Raw genomic sequence first — 20695 nt, 5'->3', positions numbered from 1 at the left:
CAATAAGTTAAAATCCTGAGAAATTTCCCAGACCTGCTGTACATAGCTTATTATCAGTGACACATCATATTGAATTCTTTCATTAAAAATACTGTCACGATCTTTCGTCTTTGTAAATCGTATGTATTTTCATACATTGGAATGACAAATATAGACTGGTGATACCATAATGGGCAAAAGACGCATTCTTTTAATATTCTTTACGTTGGGTACGCTGGTCATGCTGATCGTTCAGTGTACGCAGATTGAAAGCAAAGACATCAGGGGTGCAGCCTATGCAGGCAGCGAAACCTGTGTAAGCTGTCATGGCGACCTGCAGCATAGCGATGTGCATAATGCGCATTTAAGGAGTTCCGGGTTATTAAATCCCGGTAGTGCAGACAGTCTGGAAATACCATCGGGGGAATTTATTTTCAATGAGAAGACGAAAGTTAAAGTAGAGAACAGGGCAGATGGACTTTATCAGATTGCACTAATTAATGGGGAGAATAAAAAAGAAGAAAAATCTGCTGTTTATTTTGGATCAGGAGCACATGCCTATACATTCGCATTCTGGTATGGAAATCAGTTAATGCAGATGCCGCTTAATTATCTTCCTGCAGAAAAATTATGGGTTAATAGCCCGGGTTTCCCAGAGGAACAGATATACTTTGGGCGTCCCATCATTACGAAATGCCTGGAATGTCATAGCTCTTATATCAAAAAAGACCCTATAAAAGCTGGCACATTCAAAGCACAGGAAGAACAATATATACAAGGATCATTAATTGCGGGCATAGACTGCGAACGCTGTCACGGACCTGCCGCCGAGCACGTCAATTTCCATAAGGAAAATCCGGAAGAGAAGAAAGCCTATGCAATGGTTAAGTATGAAACGCTGAGCCATAGCAGAAAGATAGACATGTGTGGTGTTTGCCATTCCGGAATGGGGCATCAGACACTTAAATCCAATTTTGCGTTTAAACCAGGCGATACCTTGCAGGCATTACCTCAGTACCGTACCTACCAAGGTGAAGACCCAGATGTTCATGGTAAGCAGAAACCCTTGCTGGAAGCCAGTAAATGTTATCAGATTGGTAAAGCCGATTGCCTTTCCTGCCATGATATCCATGGAAAGAAAACTATGAATCTCAGTTTGTATTCTCAGAAATGTATTAGCTGTCATCAAGATACCAAACATGAGACACTGCCAGAAAAAGACAGAGCTGTGCTCGCAGCAAACTGCATAGACTGCCATATGCCGGTTAAAACTTCTCAGGACATTGGGTTTCAATTGAGCAATAGTAAGGAGAAATTACCTTACCGGCTACGGACCCACCGGATCGCCATATATCAGGATGTTATTGCAGGAAAACAATAAATTTATATCTTAGGCCCTAACCAATAGTATAAATCAATTTCAACGCAATTAGACCGGGAATATGTCCTTTACTTCACTAAAACGTTTTAATATTATTAATTATTCGTCGATAATCTACGCATTGCAAATGGTGCTGTTAGCGATAGTGACTTTCTCTGAACCTGCCAAAGCACAAAAAAATCCTATATATAAGAATGCAGCATTTGATACAGACGCACGCGTAAAGGATTTGATCAGCCGGATGACGGTGGAGGAAAAAGCCGGACAATTATCCACGCTGCTGGGCTGGGATATGTATGTTAAAGAAGGCAAACAGGTAAAAGTGAGCGAGAAGTTTAAAGCAGCTGTTTCCAAAGAATTTACAGGCATGCTTTGGGCGACACTTCGTGCAGACCCCTGGACTCAAAAAACATTACTTACTGGCTTAAACCCGGAATTGGCGGCAGAAGCAACCAATGCAATTCAAAAATATGCAATCACACACAGCCGGTTAGGTATTCCTCTTTTGCTGGCAGAAGAATGCCCGCATGGGCATATGGCAATAGGAACAACGGTCTTTCCCACGTCAATCGGGCAGGGAAGTACCTGGAATCCGCAACTAATCCAAGAAATGGCATCAGCGATAGCTTTGGAGACCCGTTTGCAAGGCGGACATATCGGTTATGGGCCTGTCCTTGATCTTGCCCGTGAACCCCGTTGGTCAAGAGTAGAAGAAACTTATGGTGAAGATCCAGTACTGAACAGCCGGATGGGTGAAGCTATGGTAACTGGCTTTCAGGGCAAAAATATCAATAGCGGGGTGAATGTGATTTCGACATTAAAACATTTTACAGCCTATGGAGTTCCAGAAGGAGGACATAACGGAGGAAGCGTGGCGGTTGGAAAAAGAGAGTTACTCCAATCATATCTGCCCCCTTTTAAAGCTGCGGTGAAGGCAGGGGCTCTATCCGTAATGACAGCATATAATTCTATAGATGGAATTCCATGCTCAGCTAATCATGAATTACTTACAGAAATTCTTAAAGAGCAATGGGGCTTTAAAGGCTTTGTCGTTTCAGATTTGGGAAGTATATCTGGTCTGGTTAGTAACCATCAGGTGGCGGGCAGCGCTGAGGAGGCTGCGGCACTAGCTATGAATGCGGGGTTAGATGCCGATCTGAGTGGTTACGGTTACGGCAAATCTCTGGTAAAAGCAGTTAACGATGGAAAAGTATCAGTTCAGCAACTTAATCAGGCAGTGTCGAGAGTTCTGCGGCTTAAATTTGAGATGGGTTTATTTGAGAATCCATATGTAGATGCTAAAAGAGCAAAACAGACAGTAAGAAATCCAGAACATATTGCACTGGCAAGAAAGGTGGCAAGAGAATCTATTGTCCTGCTTAAAAATCAGAAGAACCTGCTTCCGTTGCATAATAATTATAAAAAGATAGCGGTAATCGGCCCTAATGCAGATAATATATATAACCAGCTAGGTGACTACACCGCGCCCCAGGAACGCAATTCAGTTATTACGGTTTTACAGGGTATCAAAGCAAGAGCGGGTTCCGGAACAACAGTAAGCTATAGCAAAGGTTGTGCGATCAGGGATACCAGTACACGGGAAATTGCTGCTGCGGTCGCTTTAGCCAAAGCCTCAGATGTAGCTGTAGTTGTGCTTGGCGGATCAAGCGCCAGAGATTTTAAGACATCCTATTTGCAGACGGGTGCTGCACAGGTGCAGGCAACGGCAAATGAAATCAGTGATATGGAAAGCGGTGAAGGATTTGACCGTTCCACTCTGGACCTGCTTGGTAACCAGATGGAACTCCTTAAACAGGTAGTCAAAACTGGCAAGCCAGTCATTTTGGTTTTAATTAAAGGAAGACCGTTAAATCTCAACTGGGCTGCCGAAAATGTGGATGCCATATTAGATGCATGGTATCCCGGTCAGGAAGGAGGGAATGCTATAGCAGATATATTATTCGGAGATTACAATCCCTCAGGCAGATTACCCATTTCGGTTCCGAAGTCAGTTGGACAGTTACCTGTATATTACAACTTTAAAAAACCTGCCGCCCATAGTTATGTAGAAATAGACGAACGGCCATTATATAATTTCGGTTATGGACTTAGTTATACAAACTTCCGGTATGATGACCTAAAAGCAGAAGTATCAGGAACAGGTGAGCAAATGCGTGTCACAATTCATTTCTCTTTAAAAAACACAGGAAAGATGGCAGGAGAAGAAGTTGTACAACTCTATGTAAAAGACAAAATCAGTTCAGTCGTAAGCCCTGCGATTCAGTTAAAGAAGTTTAAAAAAGTAAGGTTGAAAGAAGGTGAAATACAGCACCTCAGTTTTGAATTGGAAGCCGAAGACTTAAAATTATACAACCGGGATCTGCAATGGGTACTGGAGCCAGGTGAGTTTAACCTGATGGTCGGTGCATCTTCCACAGATATACGTTTACAAAAAGATATAACCATTAAATAATTTTTAGCCACATATAATTATGATTTTTTCTATGAATCTAAATCCGTTGTATTACCGAATCCATGCAATTTGCGTTGGTTTGGTGATATTGGGAAGTGCCTTTACTGCAACCGGACAGACAGTTTCCGGCAAGAATTCAACTCAGACCAGCTTAACGAAATTTGTAGACCCCTATATTGGGACAGGTTTCCACGGACATGTTTTCTTGGGGGCAAATGTACCGTTTGGCGCTGTTCAATTAGGACCCGTTAATATTTCAGAAGGCTGGGACTGGTGTTCAGGCTATCACTATTCAGACTCCACCATCGTCGGGTTTTCACATACACATTTAAGCGGCACCGGAATTGGTGACCTGGGAGACATCTCGGTCATGCCGGCAGTTGGAGATGTAAAGATTATTAAAGGGGTACTCAATAAACCAGAATCAGGTTACTATTCGCTTTTTTCACATCAGGATGAAATAACCAGACCAGGTTATTATTCCGTTAAATTAAAGCGTTACCAGATTAAGGCGGAGCTGACAGCATCTGAGCGGGTTGGATTTCATCAATATACTTTCCCGGCAGCGGCTGACGGAAAGATTATTTTCGATTTGAAAGAGGGAATAGGCTGGGACAAATCTACAGAGACTTATATTACCCAGGTTAACGACTCAACGCTGACAGGTTACCGGTATTCTAAAGGTTGGGCGAATGACCAGCGTATTTATTTCACGGCTGTCTTTTCCAAACCGATGAAGCAATTTACCGTGCATGATGAAAACGGATTAAAGAGCGGTACTACACTTAAAGGAGAAAAAGTAAAAGGTGTTGCCCATTTTAATACAAAAGATCAGGAGCAGATTCTGGTTAAAGTCGGAATTTCACCAGTAAGTGAACAAAATGCTGCTGCAAATATTAAAGCAGAGATTCCGGGATGGAACTTTCAGCATGCAGTTCAGCGCGCAGATAATTCCTGGAATAAAGAATTGAGTAAGATTGCGGTTCAATCGAAAGACGAATCCGTTATGCGTGTTTTTTATACTTCATTATACCATACTATGATTGCTCCGTCCTTATTTAACGATGCAAACGGACAGTACAGAGGAACAGATAAAAAAGTATATGATAAGCCCGGTTTCAATAATTTAACTACTTTCTCGCTTTGGGATACCTATAGAGCAGCACATCCGCTGTTTACCTTAATTCAGCCGGAAAAAGTAAATGATATGGTTAATACGATGCTCGCCATTTACCAGCAGCAGGGCAAATTACCGATATGGCATCTGATGGGCAACGAGACCAATACGATGGTTGGTAATCCTGCTATTTCTGTCGTATCAGACGCCATGCTTAAAGGCTTTAAAGGGTTTGATTACCAGCTGGCCTACGAAGCCATGAAAAATTCTGCAATGCTTGATGAACGCGGATTGTCCTTTGTCAAGAAACTGGGCTATATCCCAGCCGACAGTATCGTAGAAAGTGTGGCAATGGGTATGGAATACGCTATTGCAGACGGTAGCCTGGCCAGGGTCGCCAAACTTCGTAAAGACCCGGCTGACTACGAGTATTTTTTTAAACGCAGTAAAAACTATAAAAACTATTTTAATCCTGAAACACGATTTGTAAGAGGCAGACTTAGCGAAACCCAATGGCGGACTCCCTTCAATCCCTTCGAATCGGTACATATGAAGAATGATTTTACTGAAGGTAATGCGTGGCAGTACCTTTGGCTGGTGCCACATGACGTAGAAGGCTTGATCAGTTTACTAGGAGGAAAAAAACCTTTTGCAGATAAACTGGATTCACTGTTTGTCGCAGAAGGAGATCTTGGAAAGGACGCTTCACCAGACATCAGCGGATTAATAGGTCAGTATGCACATGGAAATGAACCCAGCCACCACGTCCCTTATCTCTATGCTTTTGCCGGACAGCCCTGGAAAACAGCAGAGAAAGTCAGGTATATTATGAGCAATCTGTATACCGATAAGCACGATGGGATTTGTGGAAATGAAGATGTAGGGCAAATGTCTGCATGGTATATCTTCTCCGCGCTTGGTTTTTATCCGGTTAACCCGGCAGCGGGGATGTATGTGTTTGGAAGCCCGGCCGTAGATAATGCCACCCTTAAGGTTGGAAAAGACAAATTATTTAAGCTGACAGTAAAAAACAATGCGCCGGATCACACTTATATCCAGAAGATTACCTGGAACGGTAAACCCTATACCAAATCTTATATTCTGCATAAAGATATTGCTGCAGGAGGAGAGCTGATTATGGAAATGGGTACAAAACCTTCAGCCACATGGGGTGTAAATGCGAAGGACCTTCCGTATTCAACTTACTAAAAGAGCATACTAACAGTGTAACTAGTTATAGCCTTAAATTAAGCATCAAATAACAAGGGCGGATCTGTATAAGACCCGCCCTTGTTATTTGTTATATAATTGATAGCTATAAATTGATTAACCGTATTGCTGAAGCATTTTATCCAGTAACGCTTTAGTTTTCCTGATGCCCTCATCCTCTGAGATAGCATTGCCTTCATATTCGATACCCACAATACCCGACCATTTAGCGTCTTTAATAATTTTAAACATTTTATGATAATCAATGCCAGTGTCTTCACCCTGCTCATTGAAGTTATTCGTTTTAGCGCTCACGCCTTTTGCATAAGGAATTAGTTCCTGTACGCCAAGATATTTATCATACTCCTGGTCTGCGCTGATTCTGAAATTACCCAGATCCGGAAGAGTACCGCAATAGGTGTTGTTCACTTGTTTCATGACAGACGAAAGCCATTTTCCGTTAGAAGAATAGCCACCGTGATTTTCCACAATAATATTAATTTTATGGTCTTTACCAAAAGCAGCCAGTCTACCCAGGCCATCAACCACTGCAGTTTTAACCTCTTCTTCGGTTCCTTTACCTGCAGCATTTACACGGATAGATTTACATCCGAGGAATTTAGCAGCTTCCACCCATTTATAATGATTTTCTACAGCTTTAGTTCTGGCGTTCTCATCAGAATCTCCTAGGTTTCCCTGCCCGTCGATCATGATCAGGTGATTTTGTACACCCTCGCTTTTCGTTCTGTCCAGTAAATCTTTAAGGTATGTCTTATCACTTTCTTTTTTATCAAAAAACGGACTTACGTATTCCACAATATCGATTCCGAATTCTTTCTTTGCTTTAGTTGGAAAATCTATGTTTTTAAGTTTTCCTGCAAATAAAGTTTTATGCAGCGACCATTGAGCCAGAGAGATCTTAAAGAATTCTTTTTTCTCACCAGCAAAAAGATCCAGTGGAAGAACAGTAGAAAGTCCTGCGGCTGCGGACAGCAAAGAGAGATCCCTGATGAACCCCCTGCGGTTTTTTGTTTCCATAATTTGGTTAAATATTTGGTTTAAACAGAACTCAAAGTAAGAAATATTTAATAAAAAGAACGATAAAATTATTTTATAACACACACAGAGCTGTCTGAGGTAAAGCTCAATAAAAAAGACCGACCCATAGGGCCGGTCTTTTAGCTGGTTAGTTATAGACCTACCCAGCAATATTTGTACGATAACTCTTATTGTCCGCGTTTTCGTTCGTTATCCTTATTAGAGGTTTGGTCGGAACGTTGTCCGCCGGCATTAGTGATACCTTGCTGTTTTTTGTCACTCTTAAGGTCATTGTTCGCGCGGTCAGCGATCGGATTTCCCTGATGGCTGCCTTTGTTTTTAATTTCCTGTTGATTTTTCATAGCTGTATTATTTAATAATTAGGTATTAATACAACCACTGACTATCCTTTAGGTTTTTAAATTTATCAATCTGATTTAATTAACTTTGAGCAATAACAAAAAATAACCAGCCCTGCACATGATATTTAAACGTTTTGCGTTGCTTTCTATTGGTATAATCGCATCTATCCTTACAGCTGAAGCTCAGCAAAAGTCATATATCCAAAGTCTGGATGAACCTAATGCCTGGGTAGATTCTGTCTTTAATAAAATGAGCAGGCGTCAGAAAATTGCACAATTGTTTTTTGTCCGGGCACATACCAATAAAGGTGCTGCCTATGCCGATTCAGTTGGCAAATTAATTCGTAAAGAAAGAATTGGCGGTATTGTCTTTTTTCAGGGTGGACCGGGCAGGCAGGCAGAACTTAGCAACCGTTACCAAAAATTATCAAGAGTGCCCTTATTGGTCGCATCCGACGGAGAGTGGGGACTAGGCATGCGACTGGACAGCACCATATCCTATCCTTATCAAATGACATTAGGTGCGGTGCAGGATAATCAGCTCCTTTATCAGATGGGTAGGCAGGTAGCAGCAGATTTTAAACGAGTAGGGATGCAGATGAATTTTGCCCCCGATGCCGATATTAATAATAACCCAAAAAATCCGATCATTAATTACCGGTCATTTGGTGAGAATAAATATAATGTTGCAGAAAAGGCAGGCGCTTATATGAAGGGAATGCAGGATGGTGGACTGCTCGTTACACTTAAACACTTTCCTGGCCACGGCGATACAGATGTAGATTCGCATTATGATCTCCCACAGCTTAAGTTTTCCAAAGCCCGTCTGGATAGTCTGGAATTGTTTCCATTTGAAAGATTGATTCAGGAGGGGGCCGCGGGAATTATGGTGGCACATATGAATATCCCTGCATTAGACCCCACGCCGAATTTACCCTCTACTTTATCCCGGCCAATTGTGACCGGTTTACTGAAACAAGGTATGTCATTTAAAGGGTTAGTTGTGACAGATGCCATGGAAATGAAAGGCGTTGTCAAAAATTATAAAGATGGGGAAGCAGACGTGTTGGCTGTTATCGCTGGGAATGATATTATAGAGCTTTCTGAAAACAGCGAACGGGCAGTACGGTTGGTGAGAAAAGCAGTCCGCGAAGAACGAATTCCTATAGAGCAGATTGATTCCAGTGTGAAAAAGATCCTCTATGCCAAATATTGGGCAGGACTAAACAGGCAGGATACGGTAAGCACTACAGGAGTATATGCCGATGTTAACCGTCCTGAAAGCAAAATGTTAATAAAGAAACTGGCAGAGTCTTCCATAACTGTCCTAAATAGCAGCAGTCCGATTAAAGCACTGTCCCCACAAAAGAGAACTGTTATTTTAAGTATCGGTACTAGTGGGATCACTACGTTTCAGCGCGAGTTAGGCACATTCTATAAAAATGCTGTTTATTTCACCCTGGATAAAAATGCCGGTGCAGCAGCAGTGGCAAAAATAAGCCGGGAACTGGATCGTTTTGAACAAGTAATTATTGGAATTCACGATACACGTACACGTCCGGGCAATGGGATGGTTTTGAGTGCAGATTTGAAAACACTGATTAAAAACCAGGCGGCACGCCAGAGTATTTTCGCCTTATTCGCCAATCCCTATAATCTGAGCGGGCTTCCAGGGATAGAGAAAAGTAAATCACTGATTGTGGCCTACCAGAAAGAAGATTTTATGCAACAGGCGGCTGCGGCAGTTTTATCGAATAAAGTAATTGCGACCGGTAAACTTCCGGTTACCGTTAGTCCTTCCTTTCCCTACGGGGCAGGCATGTAATAAAAAAAGCGCCTTTATCATCGACAAAGGCGCTTTTTTCTAGTATATTTTGTTGAGGTTCTCCTATTTTTTATAGGTCGCAGGGTCTACAGCAGCGTAAGTCCAGTTTTTAAGAAAGTCTGTAACTTTCTTTACACTATGGCCTTTTCCTTCCTCCAGATAAGCAGAATTCTCGATATGCAGAACTTCGCCTTCTCCGTTAAGAATCACAAAGACCGGAAAACCAAATCTTCCCGGATATTTCAAACGTGCCATAACAGCTTCATTTTTATTTTCGGGGCTATAATTAACCAGTACTTTTTCAAAGTGACTGTCCAGGTAACCTTTGAGTTCCGGATTCGCATTCACCATGTTATGGAATGCGATACACCATACACACCAGTTTCCACCGACCTGTACGAACACATTCTTTTTTTCTGCTTTGGCCTTTTTAATCGCAGCATTTAAATCGGCATCAGCATTTGCTTTCGGATCATAAATATGTACAGCTTCCTTCTTTTGTTGTACTGCTTTGTCCTGTCCGTAGACAGAACCGGAGATCGCCAGAAAGGCGCAAAGAATAATTGAATAAGTTTTCATATCCTGTAATTTGAGGTAAAAGTATGCAAATATGCCTAACTTCACCTCATGCCATTACCTTTAAAGATTTTACAGGCTTCAGCTGGTTCCGGAAAAACTTTCAGTCTGACGGCACATTATCTGACCCTGCTGCTATCGGCAGAAACCAAATACCGCGAGATCCTGGCTGTTACCTTTACTAATAAGGCTACAGAAGAAATGAAAGGCCGGATCATGGAGGTTCTCAGGGGTTTTGCCATCGGAGATAGCGGGGTACAGGATTATCGCGAGCTGGTCTTAAAGGCTCATGCTGGGATGACAACACAGCAATTACAGGAGAAATCCGAGAAAATATATAAAAGAATCTTACACGATTACAGTCGTTTTTCCATTAGCACTATAGATGGATTTGTGCAGAAAGTAATCCGCGGTTTTGCTTTTGAACTGGGGCTGGATTCCGGATATGCCCTGGAAATGAATTTTGAGAAAGTGAAAAATGAACTGGCCGACAAGCTGGACGAACAGCTCGATACTAATCCGGCGCTGCTAACCTGGATTATCGAACTTGCCATGGACAGGATCAGTAATAATATCAGCTGGAACTATCGCGCAGAACTCACAGAATTGGCTGGCGAATTATTTAAGGAGCGTTATCTTCCTTTTGACCAGGCGATTCAGGATCTGGTGCAGCAAACCGATCTGAACGACTTGTTTAGCCAGTACAGTAAACAGACCCGAAAACGGTTAAGAGATTTCGAAGATCAGGTACAAAGTAAAAGCGCAGAAGCGGCTTTACATTTCGAAAACTCAGGTGTTTCTCCCGATCAGCTCAAAGGGAAATCTCGCTCACCATTATTAAATTTGTCCAAGATAGCCGTTGGCGACACAGAAAAGATTGGCAGTCTTGCTAAACTGATCGACGAACCGGAGGAGTGGTTTAAAGACAGTAGTTATGATAGCCTCTATGATCAGCTGAATCCGCGGATCAGGGATCTTTATACTTTCTATCAACAGGAACTGCCCGATTATATTTTGGCGCAGGCCTTTCAGAAAAACCTTTATTATCTGCGATTAATGCAGGAGATGGCGATTTTACTTAAAACCTACAGGGAGGAAAGTGGAAATCTGCTAATCAGTGATGCGCAAAACCTGCTTAAAGGGATTACCGGAGAGGACGACGATAACCCTGCTTTTATCTGGGAGAAAACCGGGAGCCGGTATAAACATTTCCTGTTTGATGAGTTCCAGGATACTTCGGCCAATCAATGGGCGAATTTCAGGCCGCTTCTAAAAAATGCAATGGCAGAAGCCGATGGGACTCTGATAGATCACCTGATCGTTGGAGATGTGAAGCAGTCCATCTATCGCTGGAGAAATGGTGACTGGAATATCCTGCATCAGCAGGCAAAAAAAGATATTGGTGCAGGTTATGTAGTTGATGCCAATCTCGAAGAGAATTACCGGAGCACGGCAAATATTATCAACTTCAATAATATGCTGTATAAAGCATTACCTATTTTAATGCAGCAGCAGATTAACCAGACCGTCGCCGAACAAGATCAGAATCTGGTTTTACAGGAGTGGTGGAACGAAAAAGGGTATCATCATATTATGCCGGGTGTGTATGCAGAAGCGGAGCAGCAAATGAATCCGAGAACACTTCCGGGTGGCACTATCGATATCCGTGTAATGAGGACAGACGCCGATGGTGCAGCATTAAATAAAACTACCTTCAGGGCAGCGGCACTGGATGGGATGGTTACTACCCTGAAAAGACTTATACAGGATGAAAAAAGATATTTACCTGGCGACGCCTGCGTACTCGTCCGTTCCAATTCAGAAGCTGTATCGGTAGTAGACGCTTTAATGGCGGCGCAGATTAATGTGATTTCCGGCGAAGCGCTTTTACTCGCTAATAATACAGCAGTCAAATTACTCATTAATACATTTCTGGTTATGACAGGGCCGCCGACGAATACAGCCTTATATAAAGCAAACTGTATCAGTCTCTATGCGCAGATCAGGGGAGTAGAAAATGTGCCGTCAGATCTGTTCAGGCTGAAAGATAAAAATCTGGAAGATCTGTCTTCAGTGCTCCCGCCAGATTTGTGTCTGAACTGGAGAGCCTGGATGCAACAACCGCTGGGTGAACTGATGGAGAAACTGCTACGGGCTTATGGCCTGGATAAACCGGAAAACTCCAGTCATCTTCCTTATTTATTTGCTTTAAGAGATCTGGCGGGAAACATAGCCCGGCAAGGGGAGAGAGGCTTAAGTGCTTTTCTGACCTATTGGGAAGAAGAAGGCGGGCGCAAGACACTTCCTTCTTCGGAAAGTTCCGATGCAGTCCAGGTTATCACAATACATAAGTCAAAAGGCCTCGCCTTTAAAGTCATTCTGATTCCTTTTTGTAATTGGGATACAGGTGGAAAAACGAATTCAATATTTTGGGTGCCTGCTGCCGGGACCCCTTATGAGGCACTCAGACAGATTCCTTTAAAATATACTGCAAGTCTGGGGCAAAGTGCAGTCGCCATAGCTTATTATGAAGAATTGCTATACAACCAGATGGATGCGCTCAATATGCTTTATGTAGCGACAACCAGGACTAAAGAATATCTCTATATCAGTTGTCTGGGGAAAAAATCTGCCGGACTCACTAATATAGGAGATCTTATTGCTTTCATGCTGCAGGATGATCTTTCAGAGGAGGGACAATTTCTGGTAGATGAACCTGTACCGGTTAAAAAGATAGTAGCGAAAGAAGGTCCCGTAGGCGTCCATTTCCCCGCTTACCCTGTTTCAGACCGGTTGAGTGCAGTGTTTGACGCAGATCTCAAAAGAAAGAAACTTGACATGCTGCTGGATGACACCGCCGGCCGCGAAGGAAGTATATTACATGAAGTGCTGGCCAGGGCAGAAAATGCCGATGAGATTGAGCTGGTATTAGAACAGATGCTGGAAGAAGGGCTGTTCAAAGCGCAGGAGCTGGAAGCTTTCCGTTTACAGGCTTTGCAGGTGCTGGGCAATACGCAACTGGCAGCACTGCTGGAGCAAAGTACAGCCATCAGGAATGAGAAAAGTATTATTGATGCCTATGGTAAGAGCTATCGCCCGGATAAGGTCCTTTTTGCTGGAGACAGGGTCATTGTAATCGATTACAAGTTTACCGCTCAGAAAAGTAAGAAACATATTACTCAGGTACATGGTTACCGTGAGCTTTTGCAGCAGATGGGGTATCCGGATGTCAGCACGTATTTATTTTATGCCAGAATTGGCGAATTAATATTGGTATAAATTGAATGATTTTTAAACAGGCGCTGAATTCATGAAAGCATTTTTAAAAGAAGTTGCAGAAGATCTGAATGCCCGGCTGGGGAAAGACCTGCACCATGCCGCTATTATATTTAACAATAAACGGCCGGTGGCTTATTTACAGCATCATCTTGCCGCGGTGATCGGCAAACCATTCTGGAGTCCGTCATTTTATACAATACAGGAATTTTTTGCCATGTCTTCCGATCTGAAGGTTGCGGACAGCTTTACACAGTTTTTTACTCTTTATCAGCAATATAACCTTTTATTGAAAGGCGAGGGAGGGAAAGAAATACCGCCGGATATTTTTTATCCCGTCGCCAGAATGATTCTAAGTGACTTTGCACAGATCGATAATGATCTGGTGCCTGCAGACCGTTTGTTTGAAGAACTGGAAGATATCGCTGTGATTGAAAAAGATTTTCAGCACTTGAGTCCGGAGCAACAATTGTTTCTGGAACAATTCTGGACCTCTTATTCTACCGGCAAACAGAAAAAACATCAGGAGCAGTTTATAAAAATGTGGCGGCGGATGCCATTGCTCTATCGTGCATTCCATGAAGAACTGGAGCTCAAAGGAATGAGCACAATGGCCCGGATGTACCGTAACCTGGCAGAAGGTTCTGCTGGAAATTCTGAATTTATTAAACCTTTTATAAAAGGAAAACTAGTCTTTGCCGGATTTAATGCGTTAAGTAAAGCCGAAGCAGTTGTATTTAAACGCTGGAATGAAGCCGGGCTGGCGTTGTTTTATTTTGATACAGACAGTTATTATATGGATGATGAGATGCAGGAGGCCGGACTTTTCCTCCGAAAAAACATTCATCATTTGGGGCTGCCGAATGCACTTGGCGTATCCAGACCGCACATGCGGAGTATGGTTAAAGAAATTAAAGTATTCCGCACGCAAGGACATACAGCGCAGGCAAAATTGCTTCAGCAAGAATTAGAAGTCGATTATCCAGTGCTAGACGCGCTGGATACGACCGGTAAAGTAGCGATCGTGCTGGCCGATGAAAGTTTATTATTGCCGGTATTACAAAGTGTTCCTTCGCATTATATTTATGAAGGTGTAAAAAAGGAATTGCCGCTGAATGTCACAATGGGTTATCCTTTACTGGCTTCTTCTGTGTTCGGACTGGCAGATCTGTGGCTTTCTGTGCAGTCAGCTTATTTACCCGGAAAAAAACTGACCGTAAATTACCGGGATGCGGAAGCTTTCCTTTCTCATCCTTTAGTAGGCATGGATGCTACTCACCGGAATGATGTTCTGAGTAAGATGCTCTTGATGCAGCAAACAGAGATCGGACCTGAGGTCTGGAAAGAGGCTGGAGTACTGGCCGGGATGTTTTTTCAGCCTGCGCAATCCGGAGCAATGGCGATTAAAGGGTTACAGGACATTTTCAGAAATGTTCTTTCTGTACAGCTGGACGCGGGCCTGCTGCGACAAACGGAGGCAGACCTGCTTATCGCAGTAATCACTGAACTAAATAAACTTTTCGATTCACTGAAGGAATACGCCGCTACATTGCCCTTGAATTTTGTACTCTCGCTGATGCAGAAAGCAGTTCAGGGTATTGCTGTGCCTTTGTCTGGTGAACCGCTTGAAGGGTTACAGGTAATGGGTTTGCTGGAAAGCAGAAGTCTTGATTTCGAGCATCTCTATATTCTGGGGGCAAGCGAGGGGATTCTTCCACAGGTTAGTGTCTCACCGAGTTTTATCCCCGACAGCATTCGCAGGGCTTACGGCTTACCTGTTATTGAAAACCAGGATGCTATTTCTGCTTATATGTTCTACAGGCTGCTCCACCGTGCCAAAACGGTCAGCCTGGTATATAACGGACAGGCAGATGACAGTACAACAGGAGAGCCGACAAGATTCTTAAGGCAGCTCGAATTCGAAAGCGGTTATAAGTTCTCCTATTTCGAACAATCCCAACCGGTATCAACCGCGGACCGGAAACACCTGGATATTATAAAGACTCCCGCAATACAGGCAGTATTAAACCGCTATCTGGAAGAGCGTGATTCCAGGCCAATACTTTCTGCAACCGCACTGACAACTTATCTAAATTGTCCCGTACAGTTCTTTTATAAATATATCGCTGCAATTAAAGAGCCTGAGGCTATTGCAGAACAGATGGAAGCAAATCAGGTTGGCTCTATGCTGCATTATTTACTGGAGAATTTTTATTCGGAATTGAAAAAGTCCGGTCCTTATATAACTGCAGATCGGATCATCGTGCAAAAAGAATCCTTGGCGAAGCTTGCAAAAGAAGCATATGCTGCGGTTGTTTTCAAAGATTCACCGCCACCAGTTTTCGAGCCGGGAGGGATGCAGCAGGTTATTTTGGCGATTGTTATGGAATATGCCCGGGTTATTCTGGAATATGATGAGCGTTATGCTCCGTTTAGTTTACTTGCCCTGGAAGATAAGGTTCTCCTAAACTTTCCGTTACAAGTTGCTGGAAAGCAGAAAAGCATAAATTTGCTGGGTATCGTCGACCGGATTGACCAGAAAGATGGCATAACCCGGATTGTAGATTATAAAACGGGACGCGATGAGTTAAATTTCAGTTCCTTGGATGATCTTTTTGATCAGGAGAGTCCAAAACAGAATAAAGCTCTTGTACAGACCCTTTTCTACACTTATGTCTATGAGAAGAACAAAAATATCACAGGGCTAGAGCCGAATTTGTATCTGGTCAGGAAGATGCAGAAGGATGGAACACTGTTCTATCAGATGGTTAATCGCAAAAGGCTGCACTTACAAACAGTAGAACTAGAGCTTCAGAAACAAGATTTTCAGGAGAAATTACAAAATAAACTGGAAGAGATTTTTAATCCGGAAACACCTTTTATACATACTACACAGCCGGAAAATTGCCAGTACTGTCCTTATTTATCTCTTTGCGGCAAATAGAAAATCGGTTCTGCAAGTTCAAATAATATAAAGGGATTGTAATGTAATTAAATCACTACTTTATTATTACGCTACAATAGTTATATTTGCCGGAAGTTAACATTTGAATATACAATGAGAGAGATTCAATTTAGAGAAGCTTTGCGTGAAGCTTTAAGCGAAGAAATGCGTAAGAACGAAAACGTTTTCTTAATGGGCGAAGAAGTTGCGCAATATAATGGTGCATATAAAGTAAGTCAGGGAATGCTGGACGAGTTTGGTGACAAACGCGTTATTGATACCCCTATTGCAGAGCTTGGTTTTACCGGTATCGGTATCGGCGCAGCAATGAACGGATTGGTTCCTATTATAGAATTTATGACGTTCAACTTCTCTTTAGTTGCAATCGATCAGATTATCAATGGTGCTGCAAAAATGTTATCCATGAGCGGCGGTCAGTTTTCTATTCCGATCGTTTTCCGTGGCCCGACAGGAAATGCAGGTCAGTTAGGTGCACAACACTCACAAAACTTTGAAAACTGGTTTGCAAATTGCCCTGGTTTAAAAGTAGTGGTTCCTTCTACGCCTTATGAAGCAAAAGGATTGTTAAAACAAGCTATAATTGATCCGGATCCAGTTATTTTCATGGAATCTGAGGTAATGTATGGTGACAAAGGTGAAGTTCCTGAAGAAGAATATTACCTGCCGATCGGGAAGGCTAATGTAGTGAAGGAAGGTACTGATGTAACTATCGTAACTTTTGGAAAAATGCTGACAAGAGTCGTTAATCCAGCTGTGGAAGAATTGACTAAAGAAGGTGTTAGCGTTGAAGTGATCGATTTACGTACTGTACGTCCTATCGATTATGCAACTATCATCGAGTCGGTTAAGAAAACAAATCGTCTGGTTATTGTGGAAGAAGCATGGCCATTGGCTTCAATTTCTTCTGAAATTGCCTTTAACGTACAAAAGAATGCATTCGATCATTTAGATGCACCAGTATTACGTATTACTTGTGCCGATGTACCGCTTCCATATGCGCCTACATTAATCGCTGCCAGCTTACCAAACGCAGAGCGTGTGATCAAAGCTGTGAAAGAAGTTATGTACGTAAATAAATAAGAAATATTAGCAAATGCTATAAAAATCCCGCTGGCCGAGAAGCTGCGGGATTTTTTTTGCTCTTTTTATACCCATTTACCTTTTAATATACCCATTATAAGCCTGCTACTCAAAACATGTTTCGGGTTTGCACACTTATATTGGCCACGAAGAAGTAAATTACATACTGATAAAAACTATGAGTAATCATTCTAAAACTATTGCTGCGGAACTTTCAGTTACTGAAAAACAAGTTCTCGCCACAATTGAACTGCTGGATGAAGGTGCAACAGTACCTTTTATCTCCAGGTATAGAAAAGAAATGACCGGAAGTCTGGATGAAGTGCAGGTTGCGGCAATCCGCGATCGTTTTCAGGCTTTACGTGAACTCGATAAACGCAGGGAGGCTATACTTAAATCATTGGTAAGCCTGGATAAGCTGACTCCGGAGCTGGAGAAAGCTATTCTTGCTGCAGAAAATATAAATGTGCTGGAGGATATTTACCTTCCTTATAAACCTAAAAGGAAAACCCGTGCTTCTGAGGCCCGCCGTAAAGGACTGGAGCCCCTGGCCTTATTACTATTTGAACAGGGTAATCTGGAACCAGAAAATGCTGCTGCAAAATATCTGAGTGAAGAGTTTGCTTTAAACAGTGTTGCTGATGTGTTAGCAGGTGCCAGAGATATTATAGCCGAAATGATTAGTGAGCATACAGAAGCAAGAACAGCTATGCGTATTTATTATCAGCAAAAATCTGTTTATAAATCTTCGGTAATTAAAGGGAAAGAAGAAGAGGGGATAAAATATAAAGATTATTTCGACTGGTCTGAAAATGTAAAGTCGGCGCCCTCGCATCGTGTGCTGGCTATGCGCCGCGGCGAAAATGAAGGGATTTTGCGATTGCAAGCCGAACCAGATGAGGCCGGCGCTGTGGAGATTTTGCAACGTCAGTTTATTAAAGGAAGAAATGCAACGGCGAAACAAGTGGAGCTCGCTATGCAGGATGGATATAAACGACTGCTCGGTCCTGCTATGGAAACAGAGCTGCGCGTACTCACCAAGCAACGTGCAGACGAAGAAGCTATTCGTGTTTTCGCAGAAAATGCGAGACAGCTTTTACTAGCGGCCCCTATGGGACAGAAGAATGTGTTGGCCATTGATCCTGGTTTCCGGACCGGCTGTAAAGTGGTTTGCCTGGACCAGCAGGGAAAATTACTGGAGAATACAGCTATTTATCCGCATACCGGACAGGGTAACCAAAAGTCTGCGGCAGAGACTTTACTTAAACTATGTGCTAAACATCAGGTTGAGGCCATTGCTATTGGCAATGGAACCGCCGGACGGGAAACTGAAGTCTTTGTAAGAGGTTTACAGATTCCGGGGGTTTTAATTGTGATGGTCAATGAAAGCGGTGCGTCAATCTATTCGGCGTCGGAAGCGGCACGTGAAGAATTCCCGGAACAGGATATTACTGTCAGGGGCGCTGTATCTATCGGCAGGAGATTAATGGATCCTTTAGCGGAGCTGGTTAAAATTGACCCTAAATCAATTGGGGTAGGGCAGTATCAGCATGATGTCGATCAGTCCAAATTACAACAGTCGCTCGATGATACCGTAATGAGTTGTGTAAACGCAGTTGGTGTTGAATTAAATACGGCATCTAAACAAGTCCTGGCCTATGTTTCGGGATTAGGTCCTCAACTCGCGCAGAATATTGTTAACTATAGAAATGAACATGGAGCATTTAAAAACAGGGAAAGCCTGAAAAAAGTGCCCAGACTTGGTGGGAAAGCTTTTGAGCAGGCAGCGGGTTTCTTGCGTATCCGCGGCGCAGTACATCCGCTGGATGCAAGTGGTGTGCACCCTGAACGATACAAATTAGTGGCGAAAATGGCCAAAGACCTCGGTAAAAACGTAGAGGATTTGCTGAAAGATGTGAATCTGCAAAAAAATATAAACCTCAAACAATACATAGATGAGGAGGTTGGCCTACCTACTTTAACGGATATTATGGCTGAGCTGGCAAAACCCGGTCGTGATCCCAGGGAGCAGTTTGAGGCTTTTAGTTTTACAGAAGGGGTTAACGAAATTAATGATCTGCGTATCGGCATGAAGTTGAACGGTATCGTTACTAATATTACCAACTTCGGCGCATTCGTAGATATAGGTGTGCATCAGGATGGTCTGGTACATACCAGTCAACTGGCGAATAAATTTGTGGCGAATCCAAACGATGTGGTCAAAGTGAGCCAGCAGGTTGAGGTAACGGTTAAAGAGGTTGATGTGCAACGTAAGAGAATCTCTTTATCTATGCGTACGGAAGACAGGCCTTTGCCTAAACGATCTGCAGACTCCGGCGCTCAGCGTACACCGGCATCTACAGGTGAGAGATCAAAAGCATCTGCATCTTCCAGACCAAAACAAACAGCCGATATCCGTCAAAAAACAGAACCGGAAGGAGATTTGCAGCTTAAATTGGCGGCATTAAAAAATAAATTCAAATAGTCAGGTCTTATCGTAATTATGATATCTTTTCAAAGCCAGCCCCATTTATCGGGCTGGCTTTTTATTTTAATAGTCCGGTTGTTTTAATAGCCAGGATTGCTGTCTGAAGTTGTTTTTGGGCCTTGCAATCCTGGGTTATTCATGTTTTGTTCTTGTCATGGTTGATACTTCTGTTAGTGGTGTTCGACTAAACCATGGCTTGGCCCAATTAAACCCCATGTTTGACCCATGGTTGACCCGAGTGAGGTTATCTTTATTCGGGTAAGCATTATTTGGAGCTTTTGGCTGTTGGACAAGACTAAATTCAAACTATATGAATACATCTCTTAGCCCGTGGCTTTGCACTGAGGTTCTTTTGGGAGTCGTTGTAGTTTATTTCTCTCCTGATAACAGATGTGTTTTATTTAATTTAAATCTTTTGAGCATTAGATTATATATTCATACATATATATATACTCGCAGTCTCGAATTTAAATTCTTGGTTGATGATGGGTTTCAACTCGGTTTCCGATACCGCAATTATAAATACGGCTTAAGCTTAAATCGGGCAGATTTCAGCCGTTTTTTTGGGGTGGCCACATGTTGTAAATTATACACGATAATTTTATAGCTGAACAACAGTGTTTTAGCGGGATTATACAAATAAGTCAGTGATATTGTTTGGCGGTAGTAATAATTTTCCTACTTTTGCAACCCGCTTCGGAGGAAGGGAAATGTGAGAAGGTAAGAGAAAAAGAGAAGGAATTGAAAGGATGTAAAGGAAGGTTTTAGAAGGCCGGCTTTGGGAGATCGAAAGATCGCCTGTTGTTATTTAAAGGGAGGAAACTTCAGAGAAAATAAAAAATAAAAAGCTTGCTAAATTAAAAAAGATTTCTACCTTTGCAGTCCCAACAAAAACGGGAAAATGTACGACGGATGTCGCCACATTG

General features: G+C 42.5%; 11 protein-coding genes. 8 read left to right on the top strand and 3 right to left on the bottom strand.

Annotated features, from left to right (window positions below; all coding sequences use genetic code 11):
- Positions 1-169: 169 nt before the first annotated feature.
- The 3 genes from BM192_RS05075 (at position 170) to BM192_RS05065 (ending at position 6159) form a co-directional block, all read left to right on the top strand.
- A complete protein-coding gene (locus tag BM192_RS05075; RefSeq protein WP_074963912.1) occupies positions 170-1360 on the top strand; it encodes a hypothetical protein in 1191 nt (396 codons plus the stop codon).
- A 61-nt stretch (positions 1361-1421) separates the two neighbouring features.
- Entirely contained in the window at positions 1422-3833 is a 2412-nt protein-coding gene (locus BM192_RS05070) for a glycoside hydrolase family 3 N-terminal domain-containing protein (RefSeq protein ID WP_070808196.1), read from the top strand.
- A 31-nt stretch (positions 3834-3864) separates the two neighbouring features.
- Positions 3865-6159, top strand: a complete 2295-nt coding sequence (locus BM192_RS05065) for a GH92 family glycosyl hydrolase (RefSeq protein WP_037439007.1) — start codon at positions 3865-3867, stop codon at positions 6157-6159.
- 117 nt (positions 6160-6276) lie between these two features.
- On the opposite strand, the gene BM192_RS05060 is transcribed toward BM192_RS05065, so the two are convergent.
- Together BM192_RS05060 and BM192_RS20895 are read right to left on the bottom strand one after the other, a co-directional pair.
- On the bottom strand, positions 6277-7197 hold the full coding sequence (locus tag BM192_RS05060; RefSeq protein ID WP_037439001.1) for a sugar phosphate isomerase/epimerase family protein: 921 nt from the start codon (positions 7195-7197) through the stop codon (positions 6277-6279).
- 188 nt (positions 7198-7385) lie between these two features.
- A complete protein-coding gene (locus BM192_RS20895; RefSeq protein WP_169741365.1) occupies positions 7386-7559 on the bottom strand; it encodes a hypothetical protein in 174 nt (57 codons plus the stop codon).
- 118 nt (positions 7560-7677) lie between these two features.
- On the opposite strand from BM192_RS20895, the gene BM192_RS05055 reads away from it, so the two are divergent.
- Positions 7678-9384, top strand: coding sequence for a glycoside hydrolase family 3 protein (locus BM192_RS05055; RefSeq protein WP_037438999.1), 1707 nt, complete (start codon positions 7678-7680; stop codon positions 9382-9384).
- 63 nt (positions 9385-9447) lie between these two features.
- Here BM192_RS05055 and BM192_RS05050 read toward each other — a convergent pair whose 3' ends face one another.
- Positions 9448-9963 (bottom strand): thioredoxin family protein, encoded by a 516-nt coding sequence (locus tag BM192_RS05050; RefSeq protein ID WP_037438997.1) that lies wholly within the window; start codon positions 9961-9963, stop codon positions 9448-9450.
- Positions 9964-10011: 48 nt separating this feature from the next.
- Between BM192_RS05050 and BM192_RS05045 the strand changes: the two genes are divergently transcribed.
- The 4 genes from BM192_RS05045 (at position 10012) to BM192_RS05030 (ending at position 19766) form a co-directional block, all read left to right on the top strand.
- Positions 10012-13239: a UvrD-helicase domain-containing protein gene (locus BM192_RS05045; protein ID WP_037438995.1), complete on the top strand. Its 3228-nt coding sequence runs from the start codon at positions 10012-10014 to the stop codon at positions 13237-13239.
- A 31-nt stretch (positions 13240-13270) separates the two neighbouring features.
- Complete coding sequence (locus BM192_RS05040) at positions 13271-16180, top strand: PD-(D/E)XK nuclease family protein (RefSeq protein ID WP_037438993.1); 2910 nt, start codon at positions 13271-13273, stop codon at positions 16178-16180.
- 114 nt (positions 16181-16294) lie between these two features.
- Complete coding sequence (locus BM192_RS05035) at positions 16295-17281, top strand: pyruvate dehydrogenase complex E1 component subunit beta (RefSeq protein WP_037438991.1); 987 nt, start codon at positions 16295-16297, stop codon at positions 17279-17281.
- Between the two features lie 178 nt (positions 17282-17459).
- Positions 17460-19766, top strand: a complete 2307-nt coding sequence (locus BM192_RS05030) for a Tex family protein (protein ID WP_037438989.1) — start codon at positions 17460-17462, stop codon at positions 19764-19766.
- The last annotated feature ends 929 nt before the right edge of the window (positions 19767-20695 follow it).

Origin of the sequence: Pedobacter antarcticus (assembly GCF_900112985.1) — a bacterium.
Lineage (GTDB): Bacteria > Bacteroidota > Bacteroidia > Sphingobacteriales > Sphingobacteriaceae > Pedobacter > Pedobacter antarcticus.
The sequence above is the reverse complement of the archived record's forward strand: the minus strand, read 5'-3'. Positions and strand labels throughout refer to the sequence as shown.